The following is a 13,279-nucleotide window of genomic DNA, read 5'->3' as shown; positions in this document are numbered from 1 at the left end:
ACATGGCCCTTCCCGTGATGCCTTTTCTCCGCCTGGCGCGGGCGGGTTTCGTGATGGCGCGCGAGGGCGTTTTCGGCCTCGTTTCGCTTCCGGACCTGCCAGCCGGGCCTCGGTTCGCCATTGCCATGGCGCGGCTTCTGGAGCGCCGGTCGGTTCGCAACAAGCGGGCAGACCTTCGTCTGTCCGACGCGCTGAACAAGCTTGGACCGTCCTATGTGAAGCTTGGCCAGTTCCTGGCGACCCGGGCCGATGTGGTCGGCAAGGAAGCCGCACGCGAACTGTCAGCCCTTCAGGACCGGTTGCCGGCGTTCGATCATGATGCGGCCTGCGCCGCGGTGGCCGAGCAGCTCGGCAAGCCGCTGGATGAGGTCTTCGTGTCCTTCGGCGAAGCCGTTGCCGCCGCCTCGATTGCCCAGGTTCATCCGGCCGTGATCATCGATCAGGACGGCACGGAGCGAAAGGTTGCGGTCAAGGTGCTGCGGCCGGGCGTTTCCCGCCGCTTCCAGCGCGATCTTGAAAGCTACTATCTCGTTGCCCGCCTGGCCGAAAGGTTCCATCCGCCCTCACGGCGCCTTCGGCCGGTCGCGGTCGTGGACACGCTGGCCCAGTCGGTCGCGATGGAAATGGACTTCCGCCTGGAGGCCGCGGCCCTGTCGGAAATGGCCGAGAACACCGCTGACGATCCGGGGTTCCGCGTTCCGGCTGTCGAGTGGCTGCGCACCGCCAAGGGCGTGTTGACCATGGAATGGATCGACGGCCGCAAGATGTCGGACGTCGAGGGTCTCAAGGAAGATGGCCATGACCTGGAAGCGCTGGGGGCTGCCGTCATCCAGAGCTTCCTGCGCCACACGCTGCGCGACGGCTTCTTTCATGCAGACATGCACCAGGGCAATCTCTTCGTTGAGCCCGACGGCACCCTGGTTGCCGTCGACTTCGGCATCATCGGCCGTCTCAACAAGCGCGAACGCCGGTTTCTGGCAGAAATCCTGTTCGGCTTCATCACCCGCAACTACAGACGGGTGGCGGAGGTGCATTTCGAGGCCGGCTATGTGCCTGCGCATCAGGATGTCGACATGTTCGCCCAGGCGATCCGTGCCATCGGCGAGCCTATCCACGGTCACGATGCCAGCGAAATCTCCATGGCCCGCCTGCTGACCCAGCTGTTCGAAGTGACGGAACTCTTCGAGATGAGCACCCAGACCCAGCTGATCATGTTGCAGAAGACCATGGTTGTGGTCGAAGGCGTGGCGCGTTCGCTCAATCCCAATCTCGACATGTGGCGGACGGCGGAACCCGTTGTCGGCACCTGGATCAAGGACAACCTTGGTCCGGTCGGCAAACTGCGTGATGCCGGCGATGCGCTGTCGGCACTGGCGCGCATTGCCAACGACATGCCGCTCTTTGCCGACAGGATCGGTCGGATGTCGGAAGAGCTGGAAAGGATGACACAGGGCGGCCTCAGGTTCGATGACGAGACCGCAGAAGCAATTGGCCGTGCAGAGGCACGTCACACCCGCTCGGGGCGGGCTGCCTTGTGGGTCATTGCAGCCTGTGCGGTCGTGGCGACCTACATGCTTTTCTGAGGCTCGGTTGGCACGCTGAAGGTTCAGCCGGGCATTGCGTCCAGCAATGTCTGCCGCGCGTCCGCGATATGGCGGGCCAGAATGTCTGCCGCCTGGTCTTCCGTGCGTGATTTCATCGCTGCCACCAGCTCTTCATGGTCCTTCAGCCACCTGTCGGTGAGCGTCGGCAGGACGCCGTAGCCGGCAATGTGAATGCGGCAGGTCCGCCGAAGATCCTCGATCATCGCCAGCTCTCTTGGGCGTCTTGCAGGCATATAAAGGCTCTTGTGAAAGGCCCAGTCGCCGTCGGCCCAACGGTCGGTTGCCGCGTCTATGCTGGAGTGGGCAAGGGCTGCTTCGATATTCACAAGATCGTCCGCTTCCAGCCGCTGGATTGATTGCCGTAGGCAATCGGTCTCCAGAAGCACGCGCAGATGGTAGACCTCATCAATCTCCGCGGGGGTAAGACTGATCACTCGAGCCCGTCGATTGCGCTCAAGGTCGATCAGGCCCCGTGCGGCCATCAGCTGCAGGGCGTCGCGCACGGGAATGCGACTGACCGAAAAGCGGGCAGCAAGCTCTCCCTGTTTCAGTTCCTCACCCGGCCGGAAGATCCCGGAGACGATATCGGTTTCGAGCGTGGCTGCGATTTTTTCTGCGGACATGGCACCTCCCGAAATTTTCAATAGAGCCTTGACAGCAGCCTGTAAATCAAAAATGTATAAATGTATACATTTTGGAGGAAGCATGAGCAAAGAGCACGTCTACACATCCCTCATCCACTGGACGGGAAACCGGGGCGAGGGGACGAAGAGCTACAGGTCCTATGACCGAACCTGGGAGATACGAACACCTGGAAAGCCTCCGGTTTCCTGTTCGAACGACCCGCTACTGGGCGGAAATCCCGCGCTCCATAATCCGGAGGACTTGCTCCTGTCCTCCCTGGCGAGCTGCCACATGCTCTGGTATCTGCATCTGGCAAGCGATGCTGGCATTGCCGTCATGGGATACGAGGACGTGCCGGATGCGACGGGGGAAACCGAGCCTTCCGGAGCCGGCCGTTTTCTGCGCGCTGTGCTGAAGCCGGTCATCACCGTGCCCAAGGGTACGGACCTGGCAACGGCCGACGCGATCCACCACGAGATCCACAAGGTCTGCTTCATCGCCCGCTCGGTAAATTTTCCGGTGAGCTTCGAGGCAACCTACGTGGAAACGTAAGAATTCAGGGTGGCGTGACGCGCCGAAGGGTCAGGTTGATGCGGCCGCCGTTTTTCAGAAGCGTCGAAGTTCCCTTCAACACGCGATCGATACCGTGAAAGGCCAGTCGAGCCTCGCCGCCGAGTACGACGACGTCACCGGATTGAAGGCGGAAGGATTTGGTAGGATCCTTCCTGTTCACGCCGCCAACACGGAAGGTCGCAGTGTCTCCCAGGGAAACCGAGACGACCGGGGCTTCGAACATCTGTTCATCCCTGTCCTGGTGCAGGCCCATGCGGGCGCTGGGATCATAGAAATTGATCAGGCAGGCTTCGGGTGGTGGCGCCGCACCGGCAACGTCCTTCCACAGGTGCGTCAAGGCATCCGGCATGGCTGGCCATGGCCGGCCGGTTTCGGGGTGCGCCGGCTGGTAGCGATAGCCTCGGATATCCGACACCCAGCCGAGCGGCCCGCAGTTGCTCATGCGCACCGAAAAGGGCTTTCCGGTTTTCGGCATTACCGGCTGGAACAAGGGCGCTTCGGCGACGATCGCTCGGATATGTGCCAGGAGCTGTTCCTGGCCCTCGCGGTCGAAATAACCCGGCAGATAGTAAAGCCCGCTCAGGCCGTTTATGGGATTTTCCTGCATGGTCAATTGTCGCCGGTCGTCAGTCGCCCCCGCCGCAACCGCTGCAGCCGGAGCTGCCACCGCCGCCTCCGTCACCGCTGCTGCTGGTGCCGCAGCCTGAACTGCATCCGGAAGAATTTCCACCGGTCGATTTCTTGAAGAGGATGATCAGCACCACGGCGATGATGAACAGGGAAATCAGGAATTCGGCCGTGTGCATGGTGGCCCAGTGCCAGACCATGTTGCGCAGTCTCTCGATGAGGGTATCGCCTTGCGCCTCGCCATGGGCGAAGGCCAGCCTGGTGCCTAGAAGCAGAGATATGGCGGCCAGCAGGGCGCAGTGAACTGCGGTGGGCGCATTCGCAACCTTCCCGGCTTGTCTTGCGAGCTGGTTCGGCCAGTCCGGCTTGCGGATGATCCACACATCCTGCGCATTCACGCGGACAAAGCCCGGCGCCTTGCCGAACCGGATTTCCTCCGGTGGCCAGATGTCCACAGGCGGTTCGCCGAATTCCGACCGGTAAAGCCGGAGTGTTCTTGCATAGGCCTGCCGGAACCGGACTTCCTGTTCCGGGCCGCCTTTTGTCGGCATGTGATGCAGCGGACCTTCGAGCGCTTCCTTGAAGGGGCCCCAGTAATGTCTGGTGTAGGTCAGGTGCAGATGCCAGGCCTGGTCCACTTCGTCGCTCGGCGTCACGATGCCTTTACCAAGCCGGCTGAGATAGGCAAACCGCAGATATTCGACAACGACCCGCCCCGCAAAGCTTTTGCTCCAGCCATTGTCTCGGGCAAGGCGCGCGGAGAACGGGAAATCCGCTTCCACTTCGTCCGGGTGGCAGGCTTGAAGCCGATTCCAGAGGCTGGGATCTTGCAATTCAGGTCTCCTTTCCGCGTTGGTATCGCGGTGACGGGGCGATGTTAGCCGTATTGTCCGCAAGGTTTGAGCAAAACCTCGTCTCCATGTGCCGATTGCATGTGGAATTCGCAAAGCTGACAATGCTGGTAACGATCTGGGAAGAAATATCGGCGAAGAACGGAAGGTCTGTGAAATGTCAGTGGACAGATGTCTTGCAGGCAAAGTTTCATCCACCTATATAGCGGTCAAGCTTCGCGCCAAATCATGAGCCTAGCGTTCAGGCGCGATGTCCGGGGGAACCCGGAACCCAACTGAGAGGAGCCGGAATGACGCCTTTTTGGGTCTATCCGGTTTGCTAGAAAGAGAGGCAGATATGGCAAAGGTCATTGGTATCGACCTCGGCACGACGAACTCGTGCGTCGCCGTAATGGACGGCAAGGATTCCAAGGTAATTGAAAACGCAGAAGGCGCCCGCACCACCCCGTCGATGGTGGCCTTCTCCGACGATGGCGAGCGTCTCGTCGGCCAGCCGGCAAAACGCCAGGCGGTCACGAACCCGACCAACACCCTTTTTGCAGTCAAGCGCCTGATCGGTCGCCGGTACAGCGATCCGACCGTCGACAAGGACAAGAAGCTTGTCCCGTTCGAGATCGTCAAGGCCGACAATGGCGACGCATGGGTGGAAGCCAACGGCGACAAATACTCCCCGTCCCAGGTGTCCGCTTTCATCCTTCAGAAGATGAAGGAAACCGCAGAGAGCTATCTCGGCGAAAAAGTGACCCAGGCGGTCATCACCGTTCCGGCATACTTCAACGACGCGCAGCGCCAGGCAACCAAGGATGCCGGCAAGATCGCGGGTCTTGAAGTCCTGCGCATCATCAACGAGCCGACGGCAGCAGCGCTTGCCTACGGTCTCGACAAGAACGACGGTAAAACCATCGCGGTCTATGACCTTGGTGGCGGTACGTTCGACGTCTCCGTCCTGGAAATCGGCGACGGTGTCTTCGAAGTGAAGTCCACCAACGGCGACACCTTCCTCGGCGGTGAAGACTTCGACATGGTTCTCGTCGACTACCTCGCGTCCGAGTTCAAGAAGGACCAGGGCATCGACCTGAAGAACGACAAGCTGGCCCTGCAGCGCCTGAAGGAAGCTGCGGAAAAGGCGAAGATCGAACTGTCGTCCTCTTCCCAGACCGAAATCAACCTGCCGTTCATCACGGCGGACGCTTCCGGTCCGAAGCACCTGACGCTGAAACTCACCCGCGCCAAGTTCGAGTCGCTGGTTGAGGATCTGGTCAAGCGCACCATCGAGCCGATGAAAGCCGCTCTGAAGGACGCAGGTCTTGCTCCGGGTGAAATCGACGAAGTGGTTCTGGTCGGCGGCATGACCCGCATGCCGAAGATCCAGGAAACCGTGAAGACCTTCTTCGGCAAGGACCCGCACAAGGGTGTGAACCCGGACGAAGTCGTGGCCATGGGCGCTGCGATCCAGGCCGGCGTTCTGCAGGGCGACGTCAAGGACGTTCTGCTGCTCGACGTGACCCCGCTGTCGCTCGGCATCGAAACGCTTGGCGGTGTCTTCACCCGTCTGATCGACCGCAACACGACGATCCCGACCAAGAAGAGCCAGGTGTTCTCGACCGCTGAAGACAATCAGACGGCCGTGACCATCCGTGTCTTCCAGGGTGAGCGCGAAATGGCTGCGGACAACAAGATCCTCGGTCAGTTCGACCTGGTCGGCCTGCCGCCGGCACCGCGCGGCGTTCCGCAGATCGAAGTCACCTTCGACATCGACGCCAACGGTATCGTCAACGTGTCCGCGAAGGACAAGGGCACCGGCAAGGAACAGCAGATCCGCATCCAGGCCTCCGGCGGCCTCAGCGACAGCGACATCGACCAGATGATCAAGGACGCTGAATCCCACGCCGATGAGGACAAGAAGCGGAAGGAACTGGTGGAAGCCAAGAACCAGGGCGAATCCCTGGTGCACTCCACCGACAAGTCCCTGAAGGATTACGGCGACAAGGTTTCCGAGGACGACAAGTCCGCAATCGAGACCGCGCTCGCCTCCCTGAAGTCTGCTCTTGAAGGTGAAGACCTGGAAGACATCAAGGCCAAGACCCAGGCTCTGGCAGAAGCTTCCATGAAACTTGGCGAAGCCATGTATCAGGCAGCTCAGGCTGACGCCCAGGCAGAAGACGGCGAGGAAGCCGATCCGAAAGCCAAGGCCGAAGACGATGTCGTTGATGCGGATTTTGAAGAAGTCAAAGAAGACGACGACAAAAAATCCGCATAACCGAAAAATACCAGCCAGCCGGTAACCGGCTGGCTGGTCCAATCCTGGCGCCGGTCGCTCGACTGCCTGATGAAAGGGCACTTGTGCGCGGCGCCTTCGCCGTAATTGGCGCCGGCATTTGCCAGGCCGCCGGCGGTGCAACAACAAGACCGGAAGATCTTGATGTCGAAACGTGATTTCTATGAGGTGCTGGGTGTTTCGCGTGAGGCGGACGAAAAAGCGCTGAAAAGCGCCTACCGCAAGATGGCCATGCAATTTCACCCGGACCGCAATCCGGGTGACGAGGCCGCCGAAGCCAAGTTCAAGGAAGTCAACGAGGCCTATGACACGCTGAAGGACAGCCAGAAGCGTGCAGCCTATGACCGTTTCGGCCATGCGGCCTTCGAAAACGGTGGTTTTGGCGGCGGCGGTGCCGGCGCCCACGATTTTTCCTCCACCATGTCCGATATCTTCGAGGAATTCTTCGGCATGGGTGGCGGCGGTAGCCGCCGGTCGGGCGGACGCGAGCGCGGTGCGGACCTGCGCTACAATCTGGATATCACGCTGGAGGATGCCTTCACCGGAAAGACGGTGGAGATAGAGGTTCCCACCAGCGTTACCTGTGACGACTGCTCCGGTTCGGGCGCAAAGCCCGGAACCAGCCCGACGACCTGCCGCACCTGTGGCGGGGCAGGCCGCGTGCGTGCCGCGCAGGGCTTCTTCACGCTGGAACGCACCTGTCCGAGCTGTCAGGGACGCGGCCAGGTGATTACCGATCCGTGCGAAAGCTGTAGCGGCTCCGGACGCAAGACCCAGGAGCGCACGCTATCGGTCAACATTCCGGCCGGTATCGAGGACGGAACCCGTATTCGGCTGGCAGGCGAGGGTGAAGCAGGCGTGCGCGGTGGCCCCGCGGGCGATCTCTATATCTTCCTCTCCATAAGGCCGCACGAGCTTTTCCAGCGCGATGGCGCCGATCTTTACTGCCGCGTGCCGATTTCCATGTCGACCGCGACACTGGGCGGTCAGTTCGACGTGCCGACGGTCGAAGGGTCTACCAGCCGCGTGAAGGTGCCCGAAGGCACCCAGACCGGAAAGCAGTTCCGTTTGCGCGGCAAGGGCATGCCGATCATGCGTTCCAGCCAGCACGGCGACATGTATATTCAGGTCACGGTCGAAACACCGACCAATCTGACCCGGCGCCAACGTGAGCTTCTGGCGGAATTCGAGAAGGAATCCTCCGGTGAAAACCATCCTGAATCGGCTGGGTTTTTCTCCAAGGTGAAGGATTTCATCGATAATCTCGGTGCATAAGCAGTCTGCAAAGGGTGACGTATGCGTGCAATATGTGCGCTTGCCCATGGCATCTTATTGCAATCACTCCTATATTCCCCGCGTGGGGGATGTGAGTGAGGAAAGATGCTGAAACGCAATAGCTCGCGCCGGGAAGCTTTTCGGGAAAAGCTTGAGAAGGCAAGTGCCGTTCGGGCGAAGGTGCTCGATGAAGTCAAATTCATCCGTTCCTGGGCCCAGAACCCGCTTCGAACCGGTGCCGTCGCCCCTTCCGGGCCCGAGCTCGCCGCCAAGATGGCCTCCTTTCTGACACCGCGTCCCCATTCAAGAGTTGTGGAACTCGGGCCGGGAACCGGCGTCGTCACGAAGGCGATTCTGGATCGCGGATTTTCCTCCCAGCAGCTCAGGCTCATCGAGTATTGCCCGGAATTTTGCGAACTGCTGACCCGCAGATACCCCGGCCTGAAAATTGTCCAGGGTGATGCCTACGCCCTTGGCGCCACCCTTTCGCGCGCCGGCGATACGCTGTCAGCAGCGGAAGACCAGCGCCATTCGCTTGACGGCATCGTCTCGTCCCTGCCGCTGCTGACGCGACCGGAAACGGTCCGCAAGGCGCTGCTGGCGGAAGCTCTGGAAATTCTGAAGCCGGGCGCGCCCTTCATCCAGTTTTCCTACGGGCTGGTCGCTCCGGTGAAACCGGACAACCGCTCTGTCTCCGTCTTCAGTTCGGACTGGGTCTGGAAAAACCTGCCTCCGGCACGCGTCTGGGTTTACCGCAAGGCCCATTGAAGGTTCAGACGGCAGGGGACAGCGGGCAGGAAGCACTCCCATTTCCCGAAAAGCGCCCTAAACTTGCCCTCAGGCGGTTCACCGCGGTGCTACGCGCGAGCCGGACATTTGTAGGGTAGGTTCTGATGCGCAATCCGAAGATCCTCGTTTGCTCGGGCTCGGTCCGAAGCGGTTCCTTCAACGGCAGACTGACGGCGCTGGCCGCCAAGAAACTTGCGATCCTGGATGCTCAGGTGACGCATCTGTCGCTGAAGGACTATCCGTTGCCGATCTACGACGGCGATCTGGAAGATACGAATGGCGTTCCGGAAAATGCCAGGAAACTCAAACGCTTGTTCCTGGCGCAGGATGGCATTTTTCTGTCCTGTCCGGAATATAACGCCGGCATCTCGCCGCTGCTGAAAAACACTCTGGACTGGATCAGCCGCGTGAAGGAACCGGGCGATCCCTACAAGACCAAGGTCTTTGCGCTCGGTGCAGCTTCGACCGGCGCGTTCGGTGGCATGCGCGGTCTGATCGGCATGCGCACCATTCTGGAAGTCGGCCTTGGAGCAATGGTCCTGCCGCAGATGGTGGCCGTACCGAAAGCGGCGGGCGCGTTCGACGACAAGGGCGAACTTTCCGATGAACGGGCAGGCGGCCAGCTCGACAAGCTGGTGGACGCACTTTTGCGGGCAACCCGGATCGAGATGTCGCACTGAGGTTTCGAATTGCCGGCCGAAATCGCACTGAAAATGTGTGTCTTGAGCCGATTTCGGCCGGCTCCATAGCCGGGCTTAACAGGGCCGCATCCCATTGACTGCTTGGAAATACCGGATTTGCCGCCTACATAGGGCGGCAGACAAGATGACCATGAAGATTGCCAAGAGGATTGAATGAGCGAAACGCGCGAACCGGCCCAGTGGCACGGTACGACGATCATGATGGTGCGCAAGGGTGGCAAGGTGGTGATCGCCGGTGACGGCCAGGTCTCCCTCGGCCAGACAGTGATCAAGCACACCGCCCGCAAGGTACGCCTGCTGGCCAAGGGCGAGGTTATTGCCGGTTTCGCCGGTGCAACCGCCGATGCCTTCACCCTGTTCGAGCGCCTTGAAGCGAAGCTGGAACAGTATCCCGGCCAATTGATGCGCGCCTGCGTGGAACTTGCCAAGGACTGGCGGACCGACCGCTATCTGCGCCGGCTGGAAGCGATGATGCTGGTGGCCGACAAGAACGTGTCGCTGGTGCTGACCGGTACCGGCGACGTTCTGGAGCCCGAAGGGGGTGTCATGGGTATCGGTTCTGGCGGCAACTATGCACTCGCGGCCGGACGTGCCCTGGCAGATACCGACTATGACGCAGAAACCATAGCCCGCAAGGCGATGGCGGTTGCAGCCGAAATCTGCGTTTACACGAACGCCAGCGTGACGGTCGAGTCGCTGGATACGGCCGAGTAGGGGCCGATGATTTCGTTTCGCCCCGTCACCGCCGACGATTTGCCCACGCTGGCGAATTGGTTGGCGCGGCCGCACTGGCGGCAATGGTGGGGCGATCCGGACGAAGAGTTGAGCAACATCCGGGACATGGTCGAAGGCAGGGATACGACCCGGCCCTTCATCTTCCAGGAAGACGGCATCGACAAGGGCTATATCCAGGCCTGGTTTGTCGGCGATCAGCAGGGAAGCGCATTTGCGGCGGATTATCCCTGGCTGGAGCGGCTGCCGGCAGAGGCCGTCGGTGTCGACCTCTCGATTGCATTCGAGGAAGATCTGTCCCGGGGACTTGGAACAAGAACTTTGCAGGCGTTTGTCCGCCAGTTGCGCGAGGAAGGTCACGAACGGATCATCATCGATCCGGATCCGGCCAATCTCAGGGCCCTGAAGGCCTATCGCAAGGCGGGCTTTCAGGAGATCGAAGCGCTTCTGGGACGCACCGGCGACTGCCTGCTGATGGAACTCGTAAGTAAAGAAGGCGTGTCTTAAACAATGTCCGATTTTTCTCCGCGTGAGATCGTTTCCGAACTCGACCGCTACATCGTCGGCCAGAAAGATGCCAAGCGCGCGGTCGCAATTGCATTGCGCAACCGCTGGCGCCGCCAGCAGCTGCAAGGCCAGATGCGCGAGGAAGTTCTGCCGAAGAACATCCTGATGATCGGCCCGACCGGCGTCGGCAAGACCGAGATTTCCCGCCGTCTGGCAAAGCTGGCAAATGCCCCCTTCACCAAGGTGGAAGCCACCAAGTTCACAGAGGTCGGCTATGTCGGCCGCGACGTGGAGCAGATCGTCCGTGATCTGGTGGAAGCCGGCATCACGCTGGTGCGCGACCAGAAGCGCGAAGCGGTGAAGGCCAAGGCACACATGCTGGCCGAGGAACGCGTGCTGGATGCGCTGGTCGGCAAGAACGCAAGCCCGGCAACCCGGGACAGCTTCCGCACCAAGCTGCGCAATGGCGAAATGGACGAGAAGGAAATCGAGGTCGAGGTCCGGGCCCAGGCACAGATGCCGAGCTTTGATCTGCCGGGCATGCCGGGTGCCAGCGTCGGGGTGATGAATGTCTCCGACCTCTTGGGCAAGGCGTTCGGCGGCCAGACCAAGACCAAACGCACCACCGTTCGCGACAGCTACCAGCTCCTGATCAACGAGGAATCCGACAAACTGCTCGACGACGACAAGGTGGTGGAAGAGGCAATTTCACTTGTCGAGAATTCCGGCATCGTCTTCCTGGACGAGATCGACAAGATCTGTGCCCGTGAAGGCCGTGCGGGAGCCGATGTCTCTCGTGAAGGCGTGCAGCGTGACCTGCTGCCGCTGATCGAAGGAACGGTGGTCTCCACCAAGCACGGGCCGGTCAAGACCGACCACATCCTGTTCATCGCTTCCGGTGCATTCCACGTCGCCAAGCCTTCGGACCTTTTGCCGGAGCTGCAGGGCCGCCTGCCGATCCGGGTCGAGCTGCGTGCGCTCGACAAGGACGATTTCCGTGCGATCCTGACCGAACCGGAAGCCAGCCTCATCAAGCAGTATGTGGCGCTGATGGAAACAGAAAAGGTCACACTGAACTTCACAGAGGATGCCATCGACGAGATCGCCTCGATTGCGGTTGATCTCAATGCCTCTGTCGAGAACATCGGTGCCCGCCGTCTGCAGACGGTGATGGAGCGCATTCTCGACGAGATTTCCTTCACGGCGCCGGACCGTCCGGGTGAAGAGGTGGAGATCACGGGCAAATTCGTTCGCGACAACATCGGCGACCTTGCCAAGAACGTCGACCTGTCGAAGTTCATCCTCTAGGAGGCATGCGGAAAGACACCGGTTGAGCGCTCCGTGCGCGGCGATTTCGCCGCTTGCGGAGTGCGCGGACCGGTGGCAGCATGCGGCCCATGGTAGCTATCAGAAAAAGCAACGAGGAAGGCCACCGCCGGAAGTTTCTGGTCGTGGTCGACGAGACGCCCGAATGTGACCGGGCGATCGTATATGCCGCAAAACGGGCGGCCCGGACCGGCGGCGTCGTGACGCTGGTCTTCATCATTGCACCTGGGGACTTCCAGCATTGGCTGGGGGTTGAAGACATCATGCGGGCGGAAGCCCAGGAAGAAGCCGAGGCAGCACTTGCGAAAGCCGCCGAGCGCGTGCGGTCCGTTGCCCGTACCGAACCGGAATCGGTGGTGCGGGAAGGGACAAAGGCCGAGGAGATCATGGAGCTGATCGAGGCGGATGCCGACATCGCCATCCTGATCCTGGCCGCCAGCACGGGCTCCGAAGGGCCGGGACCGCTGGTGTCGTCGATTGCCGGAAAATCCGCGGGAACCTTCCCCATTCCGGTGACGATCGTGCCGGGTAACCTGGATGATGATTCCATCGCCGCGCTGGCTTGACGAGCGATCGCAGGGCTGGCGGATTCAAGAAGACGGCTTGACCAGGAATGATCTGCACCTATCTAGTTTTTAACGGTTCCAAACTGCCGAGAGATACGTTAGAAACATTCATCGGCGTTTTGCGATGGAGGTGAGGCGCAAAACGAAGCCGGCAACATGGGCGCGACCTGAAGCGCAAGGACGAGACAAGATGTTCATTCAAACCGAAGCCACTCCCAATCCGGCGACACTGAAATTCCTGCCGGGACGGGTTGTCCTGCCGGAGGGAACCTACGATTTCCGCTCCAGGGCGGACGCCGGGGTGTCGCCTCTTGCACAGAAACTGTTCGACGTGCCGGGCGTGGTCGCGGTCTTTTTCGGCCACGACTTCGTGACCGTGACCAAGGACGAAACCGACTGGCAGCACATGAAGCCCGCCATCCTGGGCGTGATCATGGAGCAGTTCATGTCCGGTCAGCCGGTCATGGCCACCAGCGAAGCGGAAAATATCGAGGAAGGTGAATTCTTCGAGGCAGGTGACGCGGACACTGTCAGCACCATCAAGGAACTCCTGGAAACCCGGGTGCGTCCGGCTGTGGCGCAGGATGGTGGCGACATCACCTTCAAGGGCTTCAAGGAAGGCGTGGTCTATCTGTCCATGCGCGGTGCCTGCGCCGGCTGCCCGTCATCCACGGCAACCCTGCAGCACGGCATCCAGAACCTGCTGCGTCACTTCGTTCCGGAAGTCGAAGAAGTCCGCCCGATCTGATCGGAGCATTCCTGAAGAATTTCAAAGGCCCGGCCTCTTGTCCGGGCCTTTAATATTTTCGACTCCCATTCTTTGTGG

14 protein-coding genes are annotated in these 13,279 nt (G+C 60.6%); 11 read left to right on the top strand and 3 right to left on the bottom strand.

All coding sequences use genetic code 11. From position 1 onward, the window contains the following. Positions 1 to 2 precede the first annotated feature (2 nt). On the top strand, positions 3 to 1,583 hold the full coding sequence (gene ubiB, locus FIV03_RS04140; protein ID WP_152508755.1) for a 2-polyprenylphenol 6-hydroxylase: 1,581 nt from the start codon (positions 3 to 5) through the stop codon (positions 1,581 to 1,583). A gap of 23 nt (positions 1,584 to 1,606) precedes the next feature. On the opposite strand, the gene FIV03_RS04135 is transcribed toward ubiB, so the two are convergent. Continuing rightward, complete coding sequence (locus FIV03_RS04135) at positions 1,607 to 2,227, bottom strand: GntR family transcriptional regulator (RefSeq protein ID WP_152508754.1); 621 nt, start codon at positions 2,225 to 2,227, stop codon at positions 1,607 to 1,609. 82 nt (positions 2,228 to 2,309) lie between these two features. Here FIV03_RS04135 and FIV03_RS04130 point away from each other — a divergent pair, with 82 nt between their 5' ends. Next, the gene (locus FIV03_RS04130; protein ID WP_152508753.1) at positions 2,310 to 2,780 is read left to right on the top strand and encodes an OsmC family protein; all 471 of its coding nucleotides are present in this window, start codon (positions 2,310 to 2,312) and stop codon (positions 2,778 to 2,780) included. A gap of 4 nt (positions 2,781 to 2,784) precedes the next feature. Here FIV03_RS04130 and FIV03_RS04125 read toward each other — a convergent pair whose 3' ends face one another. Together FIV03_RS04125 and FIV03_RS04120 are read right to left on the bottom strand one after the other, a co-directional pair. Continuing rightward, positions 2,785 to 3,408, bottom strand: a complete 624-nt coding sequence (locus FIV03_RS04125; RefSeq protein WP_152511815.1) for an alpha-ketoglutarate-dependent dioxygenase AlkB — start codon at positions 3,406 to 3,408, stop codon at positions 2,785 to 2,787. 19 nt (positions 3,409 to 3,427) lie between these two features. Then, positions 3,428 to 4,261: a hypothetical protein gene (locus FIV03_RS04120; protein ID WP_152508752.1), complete on the bottom strand. Its 834-nt coding sequence runs from the start codon at positions 4,259 to 4,261 to the stop codon at positions 3,428 to 3,430. Between the two features lie 355 nt (positions 4,262 to 4,616). On the opposite strand from FIV03_RS04120, the gene dnaK reads away from it, so the two are divergent. From dnaK to FIV03_RS04075, 9 genes are all read left to right on the top strand, one after another. After that, a complete protein-coding gene (gene dnaK, locus FIV03_RS04115; RefSeq protein WP_022999135.1) occupies positions 4,617 to 6,539 on the top strand; it encodes a molecular chaperone DnaK in 1,923 nt (640 codons plus the stop codon). Positions 6,540 to 6,701: 162 nt separating this feature from the next. Then, a complete protein-coding gene (dnaJ, locus tag FIV03_RS04110; RefSeq protein WP_152508751.1) occupies positions 6,702 to 7,832 on the top strand; it encodes a molecular chaperone DnaJ in 1,131 nt (376 codons plus the stop codon). A 105-nt stretch (positions 7,833 to 7,937) separates the two neighbouring features. Then, entirely contained in the window at positions 7,938 to 8,600 is a 663-nt protein-coding gene (locus tag FIV03_RS04105; protein WP_083660359.1) for an rRNA adenine N-6-methyltransferase family protein, read from the top strand. Between the two features lie 125 nt (positions 8,601 to 8,725). After that, positions 8,726 to 9,301: an NAD(P)H-dependent oxidoreductase gene (locus FIV03_RS04100; RefSeq protein WP_055657064.1), complete on the top strand. Its 576-nt coding sequence runs from the start codon at positions 8,726 to 8,728 to the stop codon at positions 9,299 to 9,301. A gap of 174 nt (positions 9,302 to 9,475) precedes the next feature. Then, positions 9,476 to 10,036 carry an ATP-dependent protease subunit HslV gene (hslV, locus tag FIV03_RS04095; protein ID WP_006935406.1) on the top strand — a complete coding sequence of 187 codons (561 nt, stop codon included), beginning with the start codon at positions 9,476 to 9,478 and terminating at the stop codon, positions 10,034 to 10,036. Between the two features lie 6 nt (positions 10,037 to 10,042). Beyond that, a complete protein-coding gene (locus FIV03_RS04090) occupies positions 10,043 to 10,561 on the top strand; it encodes a GNAT family N-acetyltransferase (protein ID WP_152508750.1) in 519 nt (172 codons plus the stop codon). 3 nt (positions 10,562 to 10,564) lie between these two features. Further along, positions 10,565 to 11,869: an ATP-dependent protease ATPase subunit HslU gene (gene hslU, locus FIV03_RS04085; protein WP_022999128.1), complete on the top strand. Its 1,305-nt coding sequence runs from the start codon at positions 10,565 to 10,567 to the stop codon at positions 11,867 to 11,869. A gap of 89 nt (positions 11,870 to 11,958) precedes the next feature. Beyond that, positions 11,959 to 12,453, top strand: a complete 495-nt coding sequence (locus FIV03_RS04080; protein ID WP_031268712.1) for a universal stress protein — start codon at positions 11,959 to 11,961, stop codon at positions 12,451 to 12,453. A gap of 190 nt (positions 12,454 to 12,643) precedes the next feature. Further along, positions 12,644 to 13,201 carry a NifU family protein gene (locus FIV03_RS04075; RefSeq protein WP_152508749.1) on the top strand — a complete coding sequence of 186 codons (558 nt, stop codon included), beginning with the start codon at positions 12,644 to 12,646 and terminating at the stop codon, positions 13,199 to 13,201. Positions 13,202 to 13,279 lie beyond the last annotated feature (78 nt).

The organism is Labrenzia sp. THAF187b, assembly GCF_009363375.1.
GTDB lineage: Bacteria > Pseudomonadota > Alphaproteobacteria > Rhizobiales > Stappiaceae > Roseibium > Roseibium algicola.
Note: the sequence above shows the minus strand (reverse complement) of the source record. Positions and strands in the feature narration are given on the sequence as shown.

Coding starts and splice junctions, on each gene's coding strand:
- ubiB (WP_152508755.1), top strand. CDS start 3: ATGGCCCTTCCCGTGATGCCTTTTCTCCGCCTGGCGCGGGCGGGTTTC.
- FIV03_RS04135 (WP_152508754.1), bottom strand. CDS start 2,227: ATGTCCGCAGAAAAAATCGCAGCCACGCTCGAAACCGATATCGTCTCC.
- FIV03_RS04130 (WP_152508753.1), top strand. CDS start 2,310: ATGAGCAAAGAGCACGTCTACACATCCCTCATCCACTGGACGGGAAAC.
- FIV03_RS04125 (WP_152511815.1), bottom strand. CDS start 3,408: ATGCAGGAAAATCCCATAAACGGCCTGAGCGGGCTTTACTATCTGCCG.
- dnaK (WP_022999135.1), top strand. CDS start 4,617: ATGGCAAAGGTCATTGGTATCGACCTCGGCACGACGAACTCGTGCGTC.
- dnaJ (WP_152508751.1), top strand. CDS start 6,702: ATGTCGAAACGTGATTTCTATGAGGTGCTGGGTGTTTCGCGTGAGGCG.
- FIV03_RS04105 (WP_083660359.1), top strand. CDS start 7,938: ATGCTGAAACGCAATAGCTCGCGCCGGGAAGCTTTTCGGGAAAAGCTT.
- FIV03_RS04100 (WP_055657064.1), top strand. CDS start 8,726: ATGCGCAATCCGAAGATCCTCGTTTGCTCGGGCTCGGTCCGAAGCGGT.
- hslV (WP_006935406.1), top strand. CDS start 9,476: ATGAGCGAAACGCGCGAACCGGCCCAGTGGCACGGTACGACGATCATG.
- FIV03_RS04090 (WP_152508750.1), top strand. CDS start 10,043: ATGATTTCGTTTCGCCCCGTCACCGCCGACGATTTGCCCACGCTGGCG.
- hslU (WP_022999128.1), top strand. CDS start 10,565: ATGTCCGATTTTTCTCCGCGTGAGATCGTTTCCGAACTCGACCGCTAC.
- FIV03_RS04080 (WP_031268712.1), top strand. CDS start 11,959: ATGGTAGCTATCAGAAAAAGCAACGAGGAAGGCCACCGCCGGAAGTTT.
- FIV03_RS04075 (WP_152508749.1), top strand. CDS start 12,644: ATGTTCATTCAAACCGAAGCCACTCCCAATCCGGCGACACTGAAATTC.